The organism is Dactylosporangium sp. McL0621 (assembly GCF_049995355.1).
Taxonomy (GTDB): domain Bacteria; phylum Actinomycetota; class Actinomycetes; order Mycobacteriales; family Micromonosporaceae; genus Dactylosporangium.
The window spans coordinates 693,481-710,512 of record NZ_CP188259.1; the positions used below are offsets into that span (position 1 = coordinate 693,481).

Annotated in this window: 13 protein-coding genes; 5 read left to right on the forward strand and 8 right to left on the reverse strand. The window is 70.1% G+C overall.

Features of this window, described 5'->3' with window-relative positions:
- Nucleotides 1–31: 31 nt before the first annotated feature.
- From ACPPVO_RS03150 to folE, 4 genes are all read left to right on the forward strand, one after another.
- The gene (locus ACPPVO_RS03150; RefSeq protein WP_426509805.1) at nt 32–1,633 is read left to right on the forward strand and encodes a gamma-glutamyltransferase family protein; all 1,602 of its coding nucleotides are present in this window, start codon (nt 32–34) and stop codon (nt 1,631–1,633) included.
- A gap of 81 nt (nt 1,634–1,714) precedes the next feature.
- Nucleotides 1,715–2,290, forward strand: a complete 576-nt coding sequence (gene hpt, locus ACPPVO_RS03155) for a hypoxanthine phosphoribosyltransferase (protein WP_426509806.1) — start codon at nt 1,715–1,717, stop codon at nt 2,288–2,290.
- A gap of 226 nt (nt 2,291–2,516) precedes the next feature.
- Nucleotides 2,517–4,508 carry an ATP-dependent zinc metalloprotease FtsH gene (gene ftsH, locus ACPPVO_RS03160; protein WP_426509807.1) on the forward strand — a complete coding sequence of 664 codons (1,992 nt, stop codon included), beginning with the start codon at nt 2,517–2,519 and terminating at the stop codon, nt 4,506–4,508.
- Nucleotides 4,509–4,570: 62 nt separating this feature from the next.
- Entirely contained in the window at nt 4,571–5,206 is a 636-nt protein-coding gene (gene folE / locus ACPPVO_RS03165) for a GTP cyclohydrolase I FolE (protein WP_426514512.1), read from the forward strand.
- Between the two features lie 36 nt (nt 5,207–5,242).
- Here the strand turns inward: folE and ACPPVO_RS03170 are convergent, their stop codons facing one another.
- The gene (locus ACPPVO_RS03170) at nt 5,243–7,204 is read right to left on the reverse strand and encodes a hypothetical protein (RefSeq protein ID WP_426509808.1); all 1,962 of its coding nucleotides are present in this window, start codon (nt 7,202–7,204) and stop codon (nt 5,243–5,245) included.
- Between the two features lie 467 nt (nt 7,205–7,671).
- Between ACPPVO_RS03170 and ACPPVO_RS03175 the strand changes: the two genes are divergently transcribed.
- On the forward strand, nt 7,672–8,070 hold the full coding sequence (locus ACPPVO_RS03175) for a hypothetical protein (protein WP_426509809.1): 399 nt from the start codon (nt 7,672–7,674) through the stop codon (nt 8,068–8,070).
- Nucleotide 8,071: 1 nt separating this feature from the next.
- Here ACPPVO_RS03175 and ACPPVO_RS03180 read toward each other — a convergent pair whose 3' ends face one another.
- From ACPPVO_RS03180 to ACPPVO_RS03210, 7 genes are all read right to left on the reverse strand, one after another.
- Complete coding sequence (locus ACPPVO_RS03180) at nt 8,072–8,683, reverse strand: hypothetical protein (RefSeq protein WP_426509810.1); 612 nt, start codon at nt 8,681–8,683, stop codon at nt 8,072–8,074.
- Entirely contained in the window at nt 8,680–9,834 is a 1,155-nt protein-coding gene (locus tag ACPPVO_RS03185; RefSeq protein WP_426509811.1) for a M23 family metallopeptidase, read from the reverse strand. Before ACPPVO_RS03185 ends, ACPPVO_RS03180 begins: the two co-directional genes overlap by 4 nt.
- A 40-nt stretch (nt 9,835–9,874) precedes the next feature.
- Nucleotides 9,875–10,417, reverse strand: a complete 543-nt coding sequence (locus ACPPVO_RS03190) for a hypothetical protein (RefSeq protein ID WP_426509812.1) — start codon at nt 10,415–10,417, stop codon at nt 9,875–9,877.
- Between the two features lie 6 nt (nt 10,418–10,423).
- Nucleotides 10,424–12,364 carry an MFS transporter gene (locus tag ACPPVO_RS03195; protein WP_426514513.1) on the reverse strand — a complete coding sequence of 647 codons (1,941 nt, stop codon included), beginning with the start codon at nt 12,362–12,364 and terminating at the stop codon, nt 10,424–10,426.
- A gap of 41 nt (nt 12,365–12,405) precedes the next feature.
- Entirely contained in the window at nt 12,406–16,008 is a 3,603-nt protein-coding gene (locus ACPPVO_RS03200) for an ATP-binding protein (protein WP_426509813.1), read from the reverse strand.
- Between the two features lie 98 nt (nt 16,009–16,106).
- A complete protein-coding gene (locus ACPPVO_RS03205) occupies nt 16,107–16,481 on the reverse strand; it encodes a hypothetical protein (protein WP_426509814.1) in 375 nt (124 codons plus the stop codon).
- A 12-nt stretch (nt 16,482–16,493) separates the two neighbouring features.
- Complete coding sequence (locus tag ACPPVO_RS03210; RefSeq protein ID WP_350612348.1) at nt 16,494–16,808, reverse strand: hypothetical protein; 315 nt, start codon at nt 16,806–16,808, stop codon at nt 16,494–16,496.
- Nucleotides 16,809–17,032: the final 224 nt, after the last annotated feature.

Consider the following 17,032-nt stretch of genomic DNA (forward strand, 5'->3'; position numbering starts at 1 on the left):
CGCCGGAACCGGATGGTGGGGAGCGGGGCTCATGGGGTACGACATCCAGCGCTCTTCGGTTTTTGCTCCTCGCGGTGTGGTCGCCACCAGCCAGGGGCTGGCCGCCGGGGCGGGGCTGGCCGTGCTGCGGCGCGGGGGGAACGCGATCGACGCGGCAATTGCCACGGCCGTTGCGCTCACCGTGGTGCAACCCGGGTCCAATGATATCGGCGGTGATCTCTTCGCGCTGGTCTGGGACGGGGAGCGGCTGCACGGGCTGAACGCGTCCGGGCGGTCGCCGGCGCTGCTCACCCGGGATCTTGTGCTCGATCGGGGCGCCTCGGCGTCCGACGGGCTCGGCGGGGATCAGGGTGAGGCCGGGGTCGCCATGCCCGCGCGCGGATGGTTGCCCGTCACGGTGCCGGGGGTGCCCGGTGGATGGCGGGATCTGCATGCGCGGTTCGGGTCGTTGCCGTTCGCGGAGCTGTTTGCGGACGCCATCGCGTACGCCGAGCATGGTTACCCGGTGTCACCCCGCGTTGCCGCCGGGTGGCGGGTCGCGGCCGAGCGGGTCTTTCGGGGGCTCGACGGTCCCGAGTTCGCCGAGTGGGGGCGGGTGTTCACGGTCGGTGGGCGGGCGCCGCGCGCCGGGGAGCGGTGGCGGAATCGTGACGCAGCCAACACGTTGCGCCTCATCGCCGGTACCAACGGTGACGACTTTTATCGCGGCGCCATTGCGGACGCGATCGTCACGCACGCCGAGCGGACCGGCGGGCTGCTGCGCGCGGCGGACCTGGCCGCGCACGAGTCGCTCTGGGTGGAGCCGATTTCCGTGTCGTACCGCGGGCACGAGGTCTGGGAACTGCCGCCCAACGGGCAGGGGATCGCGGCGCTCATCGCGCTCGGCGTGCTGGACGGCTACGAGGAGTCGTCGCTGCACGAGCGGATCGAGGCGATCAAGCTCGGGTTCGCCGACGCGCACGCGTTCGTCGGTGATCCGGCGGCGGGCGGGCCGGTTCGGGAGCTGCTCGATCCGGCTTATCTGGCCGGGCGGCGGGCGCTGATCGGGGGGACCGCCGGGCGATACGGGGCCGGGGAGCCGGCGAGGGGCGGGACCGTGTATCTGTGCACGGCCGACCCGGCGGGGCGGATGGTCAGCCTGATCCAGTCGAACTACATGGGGTTCGGCTCGTACGTGGTGCCGCCCGGGACCGGGTTCGGGCTGCAGGACCGCGGGGCCGGGTTCGTGCTGGCCGACGGGCACCCGAACGTGGTCGGGCCGGGGAAGCGGCCGTTCCACACGATCATCCCGGCTTTTCTGACCAGGGGTGGCGAGCCGGTGGGGCCGTTCGGCGTGATGGGCGGGCACATGCAGCCGCAGGGGCACGTTCAGGTGGTCCTTTCCACCGTGGACGGGCGGCTCGATCCGCAGGCGGCGCTGGACCGGCCGCGGTGGTACTGGCACCGGGGGCTGGACGTGCTGGTCGAGCCGGGGCTGGCCGGCGAGGTGGACGGACTGCGGCGGCGTGGTCACGCTGTGTCGGTGGCGGCGGAGCCGGACGCGTTCGGGATGGGGCAGGCGATCTGGCGTACCCCGGCCGGGTATGTGGCCGGGTCGGAGCCTCGCGCGGACGGGTCGGCGATGGGGTACTGACGGAAAAAGCCGCAGGGAGACAGGTCTCTCATTGGGTGACCCCGCCTCGATCCGGCCGCGCCGATGGTGCACGCTTGTCGCATGGCCGACGGCACCACCTGGCACTCGTCCGACATCGACCACGTCATCGTCACTGAGGAGCAGATCCGCGAGAAGACCGCGGAGCTGGCCAAGCAGGTCGCGGCCGATCACGCGGACGCCGAGTCGGTCCTGCTGGTGGGCGTGCTCAAGGGCGCCGTCATGTTCATGGCGGACTTCGCCCGGGCGCTCGGGCGGATCGGCCCGCCGGTCGAGCTCGAGTTCATGGCCGTTTCGTCGTACGGCCAGGGGACCACGTCCTCGGGCGTCGTGCGGATTCTGAAGGACCTCGACCGGGACATCGCCGGGCGGCACGTCATCGTCGTCGAGGACATCGTCGACTCCGGGCTGACGCTGTCCTGGCTGCTCAAGTACCTCGAGAGCCGCTCCGCGGCCCGGGTCGACGTCGTCGCGCTGCTGCGCAAGCCCGACGCGCTCAAGGTCAACATCCCGGTGCGGTACGTCGGATTCGACATCCCGAGCGAGTTCGTCGTCGGCTATGGCCTCGACTACGCCGAGCGCTACCGTGACCTGCCGTTCGTCGGAGTGCTGAAGCCGTCGGTCTACGGACGCGGCTGACCAGCACTTTTGAGCATACTTTCCTGAGAGTCTGCTGAGAGCACCGCGTCCCCGGCCTACGCCGATCCGCGACTGTCGGTGCCACGGTGTACCGTCAAATGGTCGCAAGCGTCAACTGAGCCCATACCTTTGGCGGCGTTTTCGGCACCGCGTCGGAAAGTGGGTCCGACGCGGCAGACGGCCTTACGGATGGAGGGGCCGGGCGCCGTGTGCGTCCGACGACAACATGGAACGTACCCGTTTGTTCCGCCGGCCGGTGGTCTGGATCCTTCTGGTGATCATCGGTGCCATCGTGCTCAGTTCCTTTTTCACCTCCGGCCCGAGCTACACCAAGGCGGACACGTCCGTCGTGCTCGAGCAGCTTCGCAGCGGCAACGCGAAGAAGGCTGTGATCCAGGACAAGGAGCAGACGCTCAACCTCGATCTGCGCAACAAGATCAAGGTCAAGGGCACGGATACCAACAAGATCCAGGGCCAGTTCTCCTCGCAGAGCGCCGATGATCTGCAGAACGAGCTGAGCACGCTCAAGTCCGAGAAGAAGCTCGACGAGTACAACGTCAACGTCACCCAGGACAACATCTTCATCAGCCTGCTGATCAACCTGCTGCCGATCGCGGTGCTGGTGGTCCTGCTGCTGCTGTTCATGTCGCAGATGCAGGGCGGCGGCTCCCGGGTGCTCAACTTCGGCAAGTCCAAGGCCAAGCTCATCTCCAAGGACACCCCGAAGACGACGTTCGCCGACGTCGCCGGCTCGGACGAGGCCGTCGAGGAGCTCCACGAGATCAAGGACTTCCTGCAGGCTCCGGCGAAGTACCAGGCGCTCGGCGCGAAGATCCCGAAGGGCGTGCTGCTCTACGGGCCGCCCGGCACCGGTAAGACGCTGCTCGCGCGGGCGGTTGCCGGCGAGGCCGGCGTGCCCTTCTATTCGATCTCCGGCTCGGACTTCGTCGAGATGTTCGTCGGTGTCGGTGCCTCCCGCGTCCGCGACCTGTTCGAGCAGGCCAAGGCCAACGCGCCGGCCATCGTGTTCGTCGACGAGATCGACGCCGTCGGCCGTCACCGCGGCGCCGGCATGGGTGGCGGTCACGACGAGCGCGAGCAGACGCTCAACCAGCTGCTCGTCGAGATGGACGGCTTCGACACCAAGGGCGGCGTGATCCTGATCGCCGCGACCAACCGGCCCGACATCCTCGACCCGGCCCTGCTGCGCCCGGGCCGCTTCGACCGGCAGATCGCGGTCGACCGGCCCGACATGGAGGGCCGCAAGGCGATCCTGCGGGTGCACGCCAAGGGCAAGCCGTTCACGCCCGACGTCGACCTCGACTCGGTCGCCCGGCGCACGCCCGGCTTCACCGGTGCCGACCTGGCCAACGTGGTCAACGAGTCAGCGCTGCTGGCCGCCCGTAACGACAAGCGGGCGATCACCAACGACTTCCTCGAAGAGGCAATCGACCGGGTCATCGCCGGCCCGGAGCGGCGCACGCGGGTGATGAGCGAGCACGAGAAGAAGGTCACCGCTTACCACGAGGGCGGTCACGCGCTCGTCGCCTGGGCGCTGCCCCACTCAGCGCCGGTGCACAAGGTGACAATCCTGTCCCGCGGCCGCTCGCTGGGCCACACGCTGGTCCTGCCGACCGAGGACAAGTACACCCAGACGCGCTCCGAGATGATCGACACACTGGCGTACGCGCTGGGCGGTCGCGCCGCCGAGGAGCTCGTCTTCCACGAGCCGACCACCGGCGCCGGCAACGACATCGAGAAGGCGACCGCGCTCGCCCGGTCGATGATCACGGAGTACGGCATGAGCGCCAAGCTGGGCGCCGTCAAGTACGGCACCGGCGAAGGCGAGCCGTTCCTGGGCCGCACCATGGGCCACGAGCGGGACTACTCCGAGAAGATCGCCGCCGAGATCGACGGCGAGATGCGCTCCCTCATCGAGATCGCGCACGACGAGGCCTGGGAGATCCTGGTCGAGTACCGCGATGTCCTCGACAGCATCGTCGAGGAGCTCATGGAGAAGGAGACCATCTCCCAGGCGGACATGACCCGCATCTGCGCCCGCGTCGTCAAGCGGCCGCCGATGGCGCCGTTCAGCGGCAACGGGCGTCGCCGGCGGGCGTCGGCCGAGGCCGGTGCGAACGGCTCCGAGGTCAGCCAGCCGCGCGGCGACGACCACGTCCGCATCGGCGGTGGCGAGATCCCGGACGGCACACACTGAGCGAGTACAGCGGCACCGAGCCCGACACCGATAATGGTGCCGGGCTCGTTGTCGACCGGGAGCTGGATCACGTCGCGGCCCGCCTCGTCAGCGGCAGGCTCGGCGGGGTCCAGGTCGAGCGCGCCGTCGACCTGAAGCGCATCGAGGATGCGGTACGTGAGATCCTCGTCGCGATCGGTGAGAACCCCGATCGCGACGGGCTGCGCAAGACCCCGGCCCGCGTCGCGCGGGCCTATGCGGAGCTCTTCGCCGGGCTGCGCGTCGACCCGGCCCAGGTGCTCAGCACGACCTTCGAGGCCGACCACGAGGAGCTCGTGCTCGTGCGCGACATCGAGGTCCAGTCGATGTGCGAGCACCATCTGCTGCCGTTCCACGGGGTCGCGCACATCGGGTACATCCCCGGCGCCGACGGCCGCATCACCGGGCTGTCGAAGCTGGCCCGGCTGGTCGAGGTGTACGCGCGCCGGCCGCAGGTGCAGGAGCGGCTCACGTCGCAGATCGCCGACCTGCTGATGGGCCAGCTCAACCCGCGGGGCGTCATCGTGGTCATCGAGTGCGAGCACATGTGCATGTCGATGCGCGGCATCCAGAAGGGCGGCTCGCGCACGATCACGTCGGCGGTGCGGGGCCTGCTCCGTGACGACGCGAAGTCGCGGTCCGAGGCCATGGCGTTGATCATGCACAGCTCGGGTCAGTAGCTTCGGGGCCACGACGCCGATCATGCGCCGCTCGGGTCAGTAGAACAGGATTACGCCGCCGAACACCAGGACCGGTACCAGGGCCAGCAGGCTTATGACCAGGCCCAGTACCGGGGTCCGGGACGTGGACTTGCGGGTCATGGCGCCGATGGTGAGCCAGCCGAGTCCGAAGGACAGCGCCGGGAGTACCAACGCGCAGGGAAGGGCCAGGAGGCCGGCCCCGGTGAGCTCCTCGCTGGCCATCAGCGCGGGGATCTGGACCACCGCGGCCAGGAGCGCGAAGAGGAAGTAGACGCCGGCGTTGACCCAGACGCGGCGGTTGGACGCCGCCTGGCGACCCGGCGCCGCCAGCTCCGCCTCAGAGCGCTTCAGGCCCGCCGAGGCCATCCGGAGGGCCAGCGACACCCTCCCGGGTACCGAATCCGGCACGGGCGGGCTCAGGGGGCTTACGACGCCCGTTCCGACGAACCCGCCCGGGCCCGACACGGGGATGCCGCTGACGCGGTTCGGCACGCCGCTGACGGGGACCCGCGGGATCGACCCGGTGTTGTGCAGGCTCGGCGGGACCGGCGGGGCACTGCGCGGTACAACCACCGGATAGCCGCCCGTGGATGACCCTCCGGCCCTTGCGACGGCGGGTGTTCCGGGCATGGCCGACGTCGGCACGCCGGACACGGGCGGCGCCCCGCCCGGCGGCCACGGCGGCGCGCTGACCGGGGTCGTGAGGATGCGCCGGCCCGGGGGCCACGTGCCTCCGGTGAGCGCGGCCGGCGGCGGGGGCGGGGCCATGGGCGCGCCACGGCGCGGGTCGGCGGGCTGCGGGCCCGAGGTCAGCGCGGCCTGCGCGGCCTGGATCTCCGGCCACGCGGGGCGCAGCTCCAGGGGCCGCCCGCCCGCCTCGCCGGCGACCTCGGACAGGTAGGCCTCGTGGTGCGCGAGCTTGGCCCGCATGTTCGTCAGGTCCTGCTGGGCCGCCTTGAGCGCGGACTTGTGCTCGGCCACCACCGCGATCACCTCGCGGCGGACGGCGTCGAGGCGCTGGCCGGCCGCCACGTACTCGAGCCAGGCCGTCCGGCTCGGCTCGCCCACCGGCACCGGCGGCGCCGTCCACGGACCGCTCAGCTGGGTGCAGACCCGGCGGACGAGATCGACGGGCGGGTCGGGGTCGAGGTAGACGGGGGCGTTGAGCCGGCTCGGACCCGTACCGGTGCCGGAGAACGTGGTGCCGGGCGGGTCGCCGACCCACGCGTGCGGGTTGCGGATCGCGATCTGGGTCGCGTGCGGCAGCGGCGCCTGGGTCGTCTCCTGCGTCAACGGCGGCGGCGGCCAGCCCGCGGCGATCAGGTGCAGCCGCCCGGCCGGCCCGGCGTGCGCGAGCTGGGCGATGCGAGCCAGGTCGCGGCCCTCGGTGAGCTCGGGCAGCGAGGCGATGACGATGAGCAGCGTCGGAGCCGGGCCGTCGGTACGCGCGGCAATCCAGCGTTCGCCCTCGTCGAGCACCTTGCGCAGGCCCTCGGCATCGGACGCGGGCCGCGGCATGATCGCATCGATCCCGGTGAACCAGTCGAAGGTGCCACCGTCGACCACGGCGTCGATCGCCCGGATCCGCACCGAGCCGGGCGGGGACGAGGAGAGCAGGCGCAGCACCAGACTCCGCAGCAGCCCGCCCACCCGAGCATCCCGAGCATCGGCGTCGATCGCGATGTGGCCGGCCCGCAGCAGGGGAACGATCACGGGGAACCGCGCGTCATCCAGCGGGTGAGCCTGCCCCACTCGTACGAACGTGGGCGGGAGGGGACCGCCGAGCGGGGTCGTGGGCGCCAGGGCATCGAGCTGCGCCCCGAGCCATCCGGGCGCGAGCATCGCCGCGTTCGCACGGAGCCCGGCGGCCAGGTCGTGCTGCTCAGCGTACTGCTCGGCGGGCGCGGCATTCGGGGAGTACTGCTCGAGGATCGGCCCGGCGGCGGCGACCAGCGCAGCGGTGTGCCGATGTTGCACAGCCGCTCGCTCGATCCGTGCCCGCAGGCGTGCCACCGTGCCCCTTCCGATCCAAGCAGATGCGGGAACGGTAACGCAGACGGCCATTCCCGTCAGCAGGCGCCATGGGAGTCGTACGTTGTCGCAGGTAGCCGGGTCGCCGTTGATCTGCTGTCCGGGTGGGTCGGCGCGGGAGGGTGCTTGGGGGGCGCTGGGCGGCTAGCCTCTCGGGTGTGGAGCCATCGATTCCTAACGACCCGGGTGTGGAGCGGGGGCGGTCGATTCCGCGGTCTCGGTCCGGGTCTGGGTCGGATGAGGTTCTCGAGGGCGAGATCATTGAGAAGGGGGCGCCGATTGGGCGTCCGCGGACTGGGCCGCCTCCGCCGCCGGACGCGCCGCCGCGAAAGGCTCGCAGGCCGGGTCAGCTCAGGCGCACGATCCTTTGGACGATACTGGGCATCGTTGTCTTCGGGTGCCTGGGTGGGGGTGTGGCCGCGTGGGTGCTGTACAACAAGGCGGCTGAGCCGGATCGCGGCAATCCGACCGCAACCTTGCGCCAATACCTCGATGCTCGGATCAATACGCGGGACACAGCCCGAGCCAGCGTTTTTGTGTGTAAGTCGCCGACGCTTTCGGAGCTGGACCGAGCGATTAGCGATGTCGAGCGGCGGGAGCAGAAGGACCAGATCCGGATTCGGATGTTCACCTCGGAGATGGCCGTGACGGAGTCAACTGCGAAGTCCGCGACGGTCCATACGGTCATCACCTACCAGATCCCGGAGGAGGGGGGCCGGAGTTCCGGCGAGGTGTACAACTGGGATTTCGGTATGACACTGGAAGAGGGTTGGCGGGTCTGCTCCGCATCGCAGCAGCCCCCACCCAAATGACCTACTCCACCCAGAGCAGGTGTACCGGCACTTCCATGGTTTTCGGGGCCTGCCCACTCCACGCCCACCGATACCAGTCCACCTCCCGGCAGACCCGAACGCAGATGTCGCCCTCAACCCCGTTGTACGCCTCGGTCACGGCCCGCAAATCCCGCTGATCCCCGCCGGTCTTGTCGTCCGGCCCAGGCACCCGAACCATTCGTAACCCCGTAACGCGCGGAACCTCCCGCACCCGCCGAGGCACCCGAGCCGGCGGCGCATCCAGCGAAACGAGGGCCAGGTCAGCCCCAGACGGCGGCGTCACCGAGAGAGACACGCGCTCGACCCACACGCGTTCCAGCGGCACGAGCGGCGCGAACACCTCGGTCTGCTCGGACTCGGCGCGGTACCACTCCTGCTCCGGCAACGCCGGCACAAAGGTCCGGCTCGCCTGCACGATGGCGTCGTCGACTCGCAGGTCGCCGCGCCAGCCCAGGCCCGGCAGGCCCACGACCGCGCGCAGGCCGCGCAGGCTGCGCACACCCGCCGCGGGCACGAGTTCGATCCCCGCGGGCGTACGTTCGGCGTCTCCCGCCAGTAAGTCCCAGTCGGGAAAGTCCGAGTCCGAGCTCACGGTTTGACCCCCAGCGGCGCGCCCATGCGCTGCATGAACGGCACGGGATCGATGGCGCCATTGTTGCTCGGATCGCTGTTGATGTGCACCTCGAAGTGCAGGTGCGGCCCGGACGAGTGCCCGGTGGTGCCCGAGAAGCCGATCTCCTGGCCGGGCGCGACGTGCTGCCCGATTGTCACACTGGGCTGTTTGATCATGTGGCAGTACCGTGTCAGCAGCCCGTTCGCATGCTGGATCTCCACGTACCAGCCGCACCCGAGCACGGAGGGCGAGCCGTCGCGCCAGCAGCCCCATTCGGTGCCGTTCGCGAGGTGGGCCTGGCAGCGGACCTTCACCACGAGCCCGGCGGACGCGGCGCGGATGACCGTGTTGCGCGGCACCATGAGGTCGACTCCCTGGTGGGTCGGGCGCGAGGCGGTACGGAATCCGGAACCCACCTCCCCGTTGACCGGCGCCGTCCACCCGGACGCCGCGATCTGCCCGGCCGCGGCGCACATGAGCTGGTTGGAGTCCCCGACCGCGCGCGCCGCCCCGCCGGTGAGCGAGTTGACGACGGTGCTCGCGAGCGCCTCGTGCTTGGCGTACGCGTTCGGGTACGCGCTGCGCTGCACCTTCTGCGCCGCGCGCGTGAGGCTCAGCTGCTGCCATCCGGGCACCTGGACGAGCTTCTCGTAGAACTTCCGCGTGGCGTACTGCGGGTCCATGATCTGCTCCGGCGTACCCCACCCGGTGCTGGGCCGCTGCTGGAACAGCCCGAGCGAGTCGTGGTCGTTGCGGGCCCCGAGATTCGGCAGGTTGTGCAGGCTCGACTCCTGCATCGCGGTGGCGACCGCGATCACCCACCCGCGCGGCGGCACCTTCAGCTCCTGCCCGACCCGGACAATGATTGCCGCATTGCGCACCTGCTCGTCGGAGAGCTCCCGATGATTCGGCAGCGACTTCGCCCCCGCATCGACGAGCTGCCCATTCCCGCACCCGGCGGCGTCATAGTCCTGTGTGTTCCGCGCGGCATCCATGAAGAACGCGACCGCCCCGCCCCCGCAGCAAAGCAGAACCAGACCGACGCCGAGAGCGGCCAGAAGTGCCGAACGGAGCCGTTTCTTTTTCGCCGGTACCGCGAAATCGTCGTCGTCATCACCAAGAACGCTCACGACGCCCCCAGCCCCAGCGGCACCCTGTCCCGGAAAGTCGTCATGCGGTCTCCCAGTCCAGCGAGGTGACCAGCCACCGCCCGCCGGACGCCTGCAGCTCGAGCACGATCGTCCCGCCCTGCGCCGGAATGCGCGCAACGGTCGCCGGCCCGACGTTCTGCAGTTGTACCTCTCCGGTGACCGCGTCGGTCGGCACGTCCGATGGGTCCGTCTCGGCGAGGTCGGCCATCAGCTCCGCCGAAGCATCCGGCTTCAGCCCGGCCCGCCACTGCTCCCCGGTGATCCCCGGCTTGCGCAGCCACGCCTTGGCGAACCGCTTGGCCACCGTCGTGACGTCGGCGGCCCCCTTGCTCAGCGAGGGCCCGGGCTCGACCGACTCGTCAACCCCGTCATCGCCGAGCGAGGCGTACGGGTCCGCCGAAGTAGGTACCGCCGCAACGGTGGGCCCGAGCGCATCATTGGCCGACGACCCGTCCCCCCGATCGAGCACGGTCCGCCCGAGCCCGACAGCGACGAGAACGACGACAACGAGCACCACCGCGATGCCGTACCGCGTTCCGAGCAGCCTCAGGACCGTACGCATGCCCGCCTACCCGGGAAGACTCGCCGACTCAGGCCGCCGAGCCGGCGCCCGCTCGGACCCGCTCCGCTCCGACCCGGGCCGATAGATCGAGTAAGACGGCGCATTCTCCGAGGGCACGTCGGGCGCATCCCAGGAGGGCTCCCGCCGCCGAGCGGGCCGAGCCGCACCGCCCGCCGCCCCAGCGCCGCGCCCACGACCACCGCTCCCGGTCTCGGGCCGCTCAACGGGCGCAACTTCCCCGCCCCCGACGGAAACGGTGTCCTCACTACGAGACTCAGGCCGCTGCTGCGTCTGCAAAGTCTCCCCACCGCGCCGCTGCGAGCCAGGCTCCCGGGTACCACCGGCATCAACAACCTTGAGCGCGGCGGCCTGCCGCACATCGCGCATAAACAACCGATGCCAACTCCCGGCAGACGTAAGCGCCCGCGTGGAGTCCTTCCCCCCGAGCTGCGTAATGCGCCGATACGGCCGCAGGAGCAACCACCCCACGACCCCGGTAAGCCAGATGAGCAACACCTGAAGCCAGGGTGCCAATGATGCCGTGCTCAGGATCAACGAGACGGAGAACAGGTAAATAGCCGATCCTGTGCCGAAGATGACGATGTTGAACATGGCGGCGATGACAGCATTGCCGAGCCGTCGAAGTCCGGCGTTGGCCGGCCGCAGCAATCCAATCGTGCCGAGAATCGGCGACGCGATGACCGCCCATCGGAACAGCAGGAAGCCGAGAATCACGAGTACGGAAGCCGTGATGTCAAACAGGGCAAAGAAAAGCGCGGAAAGGATGGCCAGGAATCCAGCGCCGACGCGATCCATGCCGCGACTACCCTGTAGATGTTCGTACGCCTCGGGGTCTTCGGTGCGGATCTGTTCCGCAATTCTCATCCACCGTTGCTGCTTTTCTTCGGTGATTGTTTTCCGCATGGTGGACGTTTTGGGCGGGCCGGGTTCATGATTGCGGATGCGCTTCGCCTCATCCTCGGTGGCGCGCTTCTCGTCGGCCCGGATGTTCTGAATGTCGACCCAGGTAAAGGACTTGGCGTCGTATAGAGCCGGGCCGTACTTGTTGGCCGTCTCGCTATCTGAGGATCCGAGGGTTCCACGAAGCCAGTTGCGGTACAGCAGTCCGTCGACGACGGTATCGCTTGCCCGCACGGCCGGTGGTCGGTTGTCCTGGCAGGCGGTGGGGTCGTTGTTGCGGCACTTTTCGGGTGGAATCGATTCGTCCGGCGGGCCGACCGCGCTGTGAATCATATCAAGACTCGTGATCAGCGTCTTGTCCGCCAGATTGGCTGATAGCGTCGGCCAGTGGGCAATGGCGGTGATCAGGACCATTACGAAAATTGCCCAACCGGCGGTGGTGACCGCGTTGGAGAGGTCCGACTGCCGCGACCGCCACAAGAGGTAAAGGCCGACGATTGCGACCGTGACTGCCCCAAAAGCGGTGAACACTTTCGCGTACACTGCTTTGGTTGCGGTGTCGACCAGTGGGTCGGCCCAGCCCCACATGTACGATGGGTCCCAAGCGCGTTCGCGAAGCGCATTCGAAGCGCCGATCACTCCCGTTGCGAACAGAAATTCACCATTGGCAACAGTGTTTTCGAATTCTGCGCTCGGATTGGTAACAACTGAGGCGCATTTGAGATCATATGTACTGAAGTCGTAGCCGGCGTAACCGTACTCGCTGTAGCGGAAGAGTAGCCGGGAACCGCGATCGGCATCTGGTTGCTGTGAGAACCAGCCAGCCACACCCGAATCGGGAGCACTCGGAACAGGGGCATCGAGACAGCTCAGTTTGCCTTGGACGTCGACCTGGAGGCGGCCGGCGCAGTTGTCGAAGTTACCCGGAAAGCGCCATTCCTCGACGGTACAGAGGGGATCCCCCGGGGCGCGGGCGGCAGGGGAAGCCGCTGCCGGACCGGCCGGACCGCCGAACAGTGTGGCCATGGCCGCGACGAGGACCACGGCCACGTACACGGGCAGGCGTCTCACCGCTCATCCTCCGCCTCGTCATCATGGACGTCCACGACCTCGCCGCCCACGGCGTTTGCCGCCGGTACGCCCCCCGGGGTCGTGTCGAGGTACCTCAGCAGCTCGGCAACGTAGGAAACGTCCACACGCACCTTCTGGACGCGCCCGTCCACGTCTCGCATCACGAACTCGCGGAAGCCCAGGCGCGCGGACGAGCTGGTGTCCACCTGGGACAGGGCGGCCAGCGTCTGCTCGTAGCCCACGTCCGTCGGCACTCGCAGCAGGCGCAGCGCCTCGGCCGCGATCTCGGTGTCCTCAGCGATCCGGCCCACGAAGACGGTCGAGACCAGGTTCTGCACGTCAAGGCCCAGGATGTCCTTCGGGTTCTGCGAGGCCACCAGCGCGGCGAGGTTCCACTTGCGGGAGTCGCGGGCCAGGCGGACTAGGAACGAGCGGCCGGAGCGCCAGCCCTCCATGAAGTGGGCCTCGTCCAGGCCCACGAGCTTGCGCATCGACATGTCGCCGCCGTAGCAGCGCCGTACGGCCAGGCGGTGGGCGGTGTGCAGCATCGGCAGGGCCAGGGACTCCTCGGCCGACCAGTACTCGCGCTCGATCTTGAGGTCGGGCAGGCGCAGGCCGGCCATGGTGATGACGGTCAGGGCCGCGTCCGCGCCCAGCAGGCCCGGGGGCGGGGAGCCGAAGAAGAGCATGGCCAGCGGCATCTCGGCGGTGTCGAGCAGGAGGTTGCCCAGCTCGGCGGCGTCGTGGTCGCCCGTGTCGCGCAGCGAGCGGATGACGTCCTCGAGCGTCGAGGACTCCTCGGCCGGCACCTGGCGTACGGCATGGCGCAGCATCGTCGCGGTCGAGGCCTCGCGGGCGACCTGGGGTGGCACGAGCATCATGCAGATGTCCTGCACGAGCATGCGGCGCTCGGCGCGGGCGTTCGACACGGCGATCTCGAACTCGCGGTCGCCGGCCGGGCCGTGGGCGTAGTGGGCGCGTTGCGGGGTCGGGATCAGGGCGTAGGGGGCGAGCGTGCCCTGCTCCGAGCCGGTCAGGTTGAGGACGCGGGCGTACGGCTTCAGCTCCGGCATGCTGCAGAGCCGGGCCAGCGGGCCGGACGGGTCGAGCAGCGTCACCTGTACCCCGCGCCGCGCGGCCAGGTAGCCCAGGGCGCCCATGAGGGTCGACTTGCCGCCGCCCGGCTCGGCCACGAAGACCGCCAGGCCGGAGCGCTCCCGGACCTCCATCGGGAAGTGCAGGTCGAGGAAGACCGGGCGGCGCGACGTACCCGCGGTGCGCCCGATGAGGTCGCCGCGGCGGTCGCCCACGGTCGAGGCGGCCTGGGGCAGCGCGGCCGCGAACAGCTTGACCGGCATGCGGCGCACGTACCCGGTGTTGGCCAGCGGCTCGCCCGGGATGAACTCGCGCGCGAGCCAGTCCTGGTTCTTCGGGTGCTGCAGGGCGACGCGCATCTCCCGCGAGTACATCTGGGTGATCCGCCGGGCCCGCTCGAGGCACTCCTCGCGGGTCCGCCCGCCGACCGCGATGCGGTGCCAGCCGTGGGCGCGGGACGAGTCGACGGGCAGGCCGGTGCTGATCTCGTCGCCGATGGTGAGCGCGCGCTTGGCGAGGCGCTCGAGCTCGGGCGGGGCGTCGATGCCGTGCTCGGAGTAGTCGGCCTGCTGCGAGCGGATCAGCCGCAGCCGGTGCTCGAGGTTGCGGAACGAGTCGCCCGGGCCGAGGATGTCGATCCGCGACGACAGCTCCATCGGCCACGGCAGGCGCTCGTGGAAGTGCAGCCAGGGCTCGTGCCGCTCGGGGATCTCCAGCGGCTCCATGCGCCCGACGGTCAGCACGGCGACGTGGCGCTCCTCGCCGGTCTGCCGGTTGACGAGCTTCACCGTCGAGCCGTACGGCGTGCGGTACCGCTCCACCGCCTCGGTCAGCGCGAGCAGGTCGCCCGAGCCCCACGAGCCGTCGAGCGAGGTGATGTTCCCGGGCGGCGACATGCAGAGGGCGACCGAGCGGTACAGCAGCCACTCCAGCTCGTACGCGGTGACCCGCCGGCCGCGCATGCCGAAGGCGCCCAGGACCTCGTCGAACTGCTCGACGGTGCGGGCCATGCGGCGGCGCTCGGCGTCGGCGACCCCGCGCTTGAACAGGGCCCCGAGGCGCTCCGACAGCGTGTCGCCGAGCGTGCGGCGGGCGAAGGCGATTCCGAGGTACGTCTGGCCCTCGGCGTGGTTGATCGACAACAGGTGCTTCTGGGCCGAGACCAGGTGGTCGGCCCACGAGGGGCCGCCGCCGACCGTCGGCAGCGGGTGCGGCGTGTTGCCGTCGACCACGCGCGCCCACTGGTCGGCCGGGAAGGGCCGGGTCGTACGCCGCAGGTGCAGCCGGAAGCCGGCCAGGCCCGCGTACTGCTCGGAGATCGCCGACAGCAGCGCCTCGCGCTCGGCGTCCGGGCGGAACGCCCAGCGGACCTCTGGCAGCCAGTACCACGCGGTGACCGTGTTCGGCGTGAACGTGAGGTGTCCGGCGATCTCGGTGATCGCCAGGTCGATCGACGCGGTGCGGTCCTTGTGCTTCGGCCGGGGCGTCTTGTCCAGCGGCGTCTTGCGGCCGCGCTGGGCCGGCGGCGGCTGGACGCGCGGCGGCCGGGGCGGCTGCTGAGCGGGGACGCCGCGGGCGGGTGCACTGCGTCGCGCCGGTGGCGGCGGTGCCGTGGTTACGGCCTTTCGAGTTGTACCCGCTGAGCCGCTCCGTCCCCCCGGCGCCCCGTAGCGTTCGGCGGCCCACTCGTCCGTGGGGGTGAGCCGTTCCCCGTTGCGCCCGGAATGCCCGGAATGCCCGTTCGGGTCACGCAGGGGCGGGTGCTCGCCGGACGGGTCGCCGGGTCGCCCACGCAGTGCCGGCCGGCCGCCGGACTCGGTCCAGTTGTCGTACGCGGGCCGCTCCTCGATCGCCGGCCGCTCACGGGCGGCGGACCGATCGCGCGCCGCAGCACGATCGCGTGCCGCGGACCGGTCAGCGGACCGGTCACCGGACGCCGACCGGTCACCAAGTGCGGACCGATCACCGGCTGCGGACCGGTCGCCGAGCGCGGACCGGTCACCGGACGCGGACCGGTCACCGGCCGCGGGCCGGTCGCCGAGCGCGGGCCGGTCGCCGAATGCGGGCCGGTCGGACAACGCCGGCCGGTCGCTCAGGGCCGGCCGCGTGGGGTGCCGCTCGCCGTTGGCGCGAGCCGGGTCGGTGCCCGGGTTGCGGGGAATCGCCCGTTTGGGGGCCCGCAGGTCCTCGGGGGCCCGCGGCGCACCCGAAGCGGGCGCGGCCGAGATCGGGATGCCGGAGACCGGCTGGACCCGGTCGGCGCGGCTCGGGCTCGGCTCCAGGGCCCGCAGCCGGTCGCGCGGCGCGCCGCCGGGCGGGTCGTCGAAGAGCCCCATGAACGGGGAGTCGACGTCGGGCGCCGGCTGGCCGCTCACCGGGCGCTGCGAGCCGCCGGAGCGGCCGTTGGCGCCGTTCTCGGGCGGGCCGGGCGGCGTGCCGGCGCGCGGACCGGTCGGCGTGCCGCCGGCGCCGCGGAACATGGCGACGCGACCGCCCTCGGCCACCGCGCGAAGTCCGCCATCGTAGTCGGTTGACTGCGCAGCGTCGTCATCGATGTCCGAGCGGTCCTGAAAGCCCCCGGTATTACGGGGAGGCGGAGTGGTCATACGAGATCACCGGTGAGGTCCGGGCGGATACGCACCTTGGAGGCGACCAGGCGGGCGTCACGCTGCTCGGAGCTGGGCTCGCGAGTGTGACGCCAGTCGGTCAGGGCGGTGCGGACCACCATGCGGGCGGGTCGATCGGGGTCGACGTAACGGAAGATCAGCGACGTCGCCACGATCGCGAGAGCGATCTCGTAGGCGGGGAAGTAGTCGACGTGCAGCGTGATCAGGTAGCGGATGAACATGAACAGCGGCACCAGCAGTGCGAACACCCCGTACTGCGCGTACGGCAACTGAATGGGCAGCGTGTAGCCGGGCGGCCCCAGGTAGACCAGGCGGGCCCGGTAGATGTCGTCGTCGGTGCGCAGGCGCATGGGAGGCCAGGCCTACTTGAAGATGAGGCTGACCAGCGAGTCGCCGAAGAAGAACAGCGACGCGGCACCGGCGACGAAGGCCAGGCCGATGATGGCGATCGCCGAACTCGTCAGGACCCGTGAGACCTCACCCTTGCTGGCCCGGCCAATGAAGATCACTCCGAGCGCCGCGAGCAAAATCGGAACGATCTTGGTCGTGAAGAAGGTGAGGATGCCGTCGGTGTTGATCGTCTTCGGCTCGGGTGTTGGCGTCGGCGCGAGGGCGATCGCATCCACGGCGCGTGCGGCCGAGCCCCACATCGCCTGGCCGATCTCCATCAACATCATCAGACCTCCCCGGAGGCGCGACGGGCGAGGTGCGCGCCGCGCGTTAAGCCTCGCCGAAAAGACGACCCGGTGGTACAACCCCGGCTGCTGTGTCGTCCTCCAGCGGAACCTTATCCGGGCGTTTGCCCTGCTAAATGCCCATTGTCGGGTTTAACGGTCCGAATAACGTTCACTTGCAGAGAGTACGTTGCGGCCCTCTTTCCAACAAGCTGACCGAACCGTGG

What these genes read in the sequence shown, in the direction of transcription:
- ACPPVO_RS03150 (WP_426509805.1), top strand. Translation starts at nt 32, where the DNA reads ATGGGGTACGACATCCAGCGCTCTTCGGTTTTTGCTCCTCGCGGTGTG.
- hpt (WP_426509806.1), top strand. Translation starts at nt 1,715, where the DNA reads ATGGCCGACGGCACCACCTGGCACTCGTCCGACATCGACCACGTCATC.
- ftsH (WP_426509807.1), top strand. Translation starts at nt 2,517, where the DNA reads ATGGAACGTACCCGTTTGTTCCGCCGGCCGGTGGTCTGGATCCTTCTG.
- ACPPVO_RS03190 (WP_426509812.1), bottom strand. Translation starts at nt 10,417, where the DNA reads ATGCGTACGGTCCTGAGGCTGCTCGGAACGCGGTACGGCATCGCGGTG.
- ACPPVO_RS03195 (WP_426514513.1), bottom strand. Translation starts at nt 12,364, where the DNA reads ATGGCCACACTGTTCGGCGGTCCGGCCGGTCCGGCAGCGGCTTCCCCT.
- ACPPVO_RS03205 (WP_426509814.1), bottom strand. Translation starts at nt 16,481, where the DNA reads ATGCGCCTGCGCACCGACGACGACATCTACCGGGCCCGCCTGGTCTAC.
- ACPPVO_RS03210 (WP_350612348.1), bottom strand. Translation starts at nt 16,808, where the DNA reads ATGATGTTGATGGAGATCGGCCAGGCGATGTGGGGCTCGGCCGCACGC.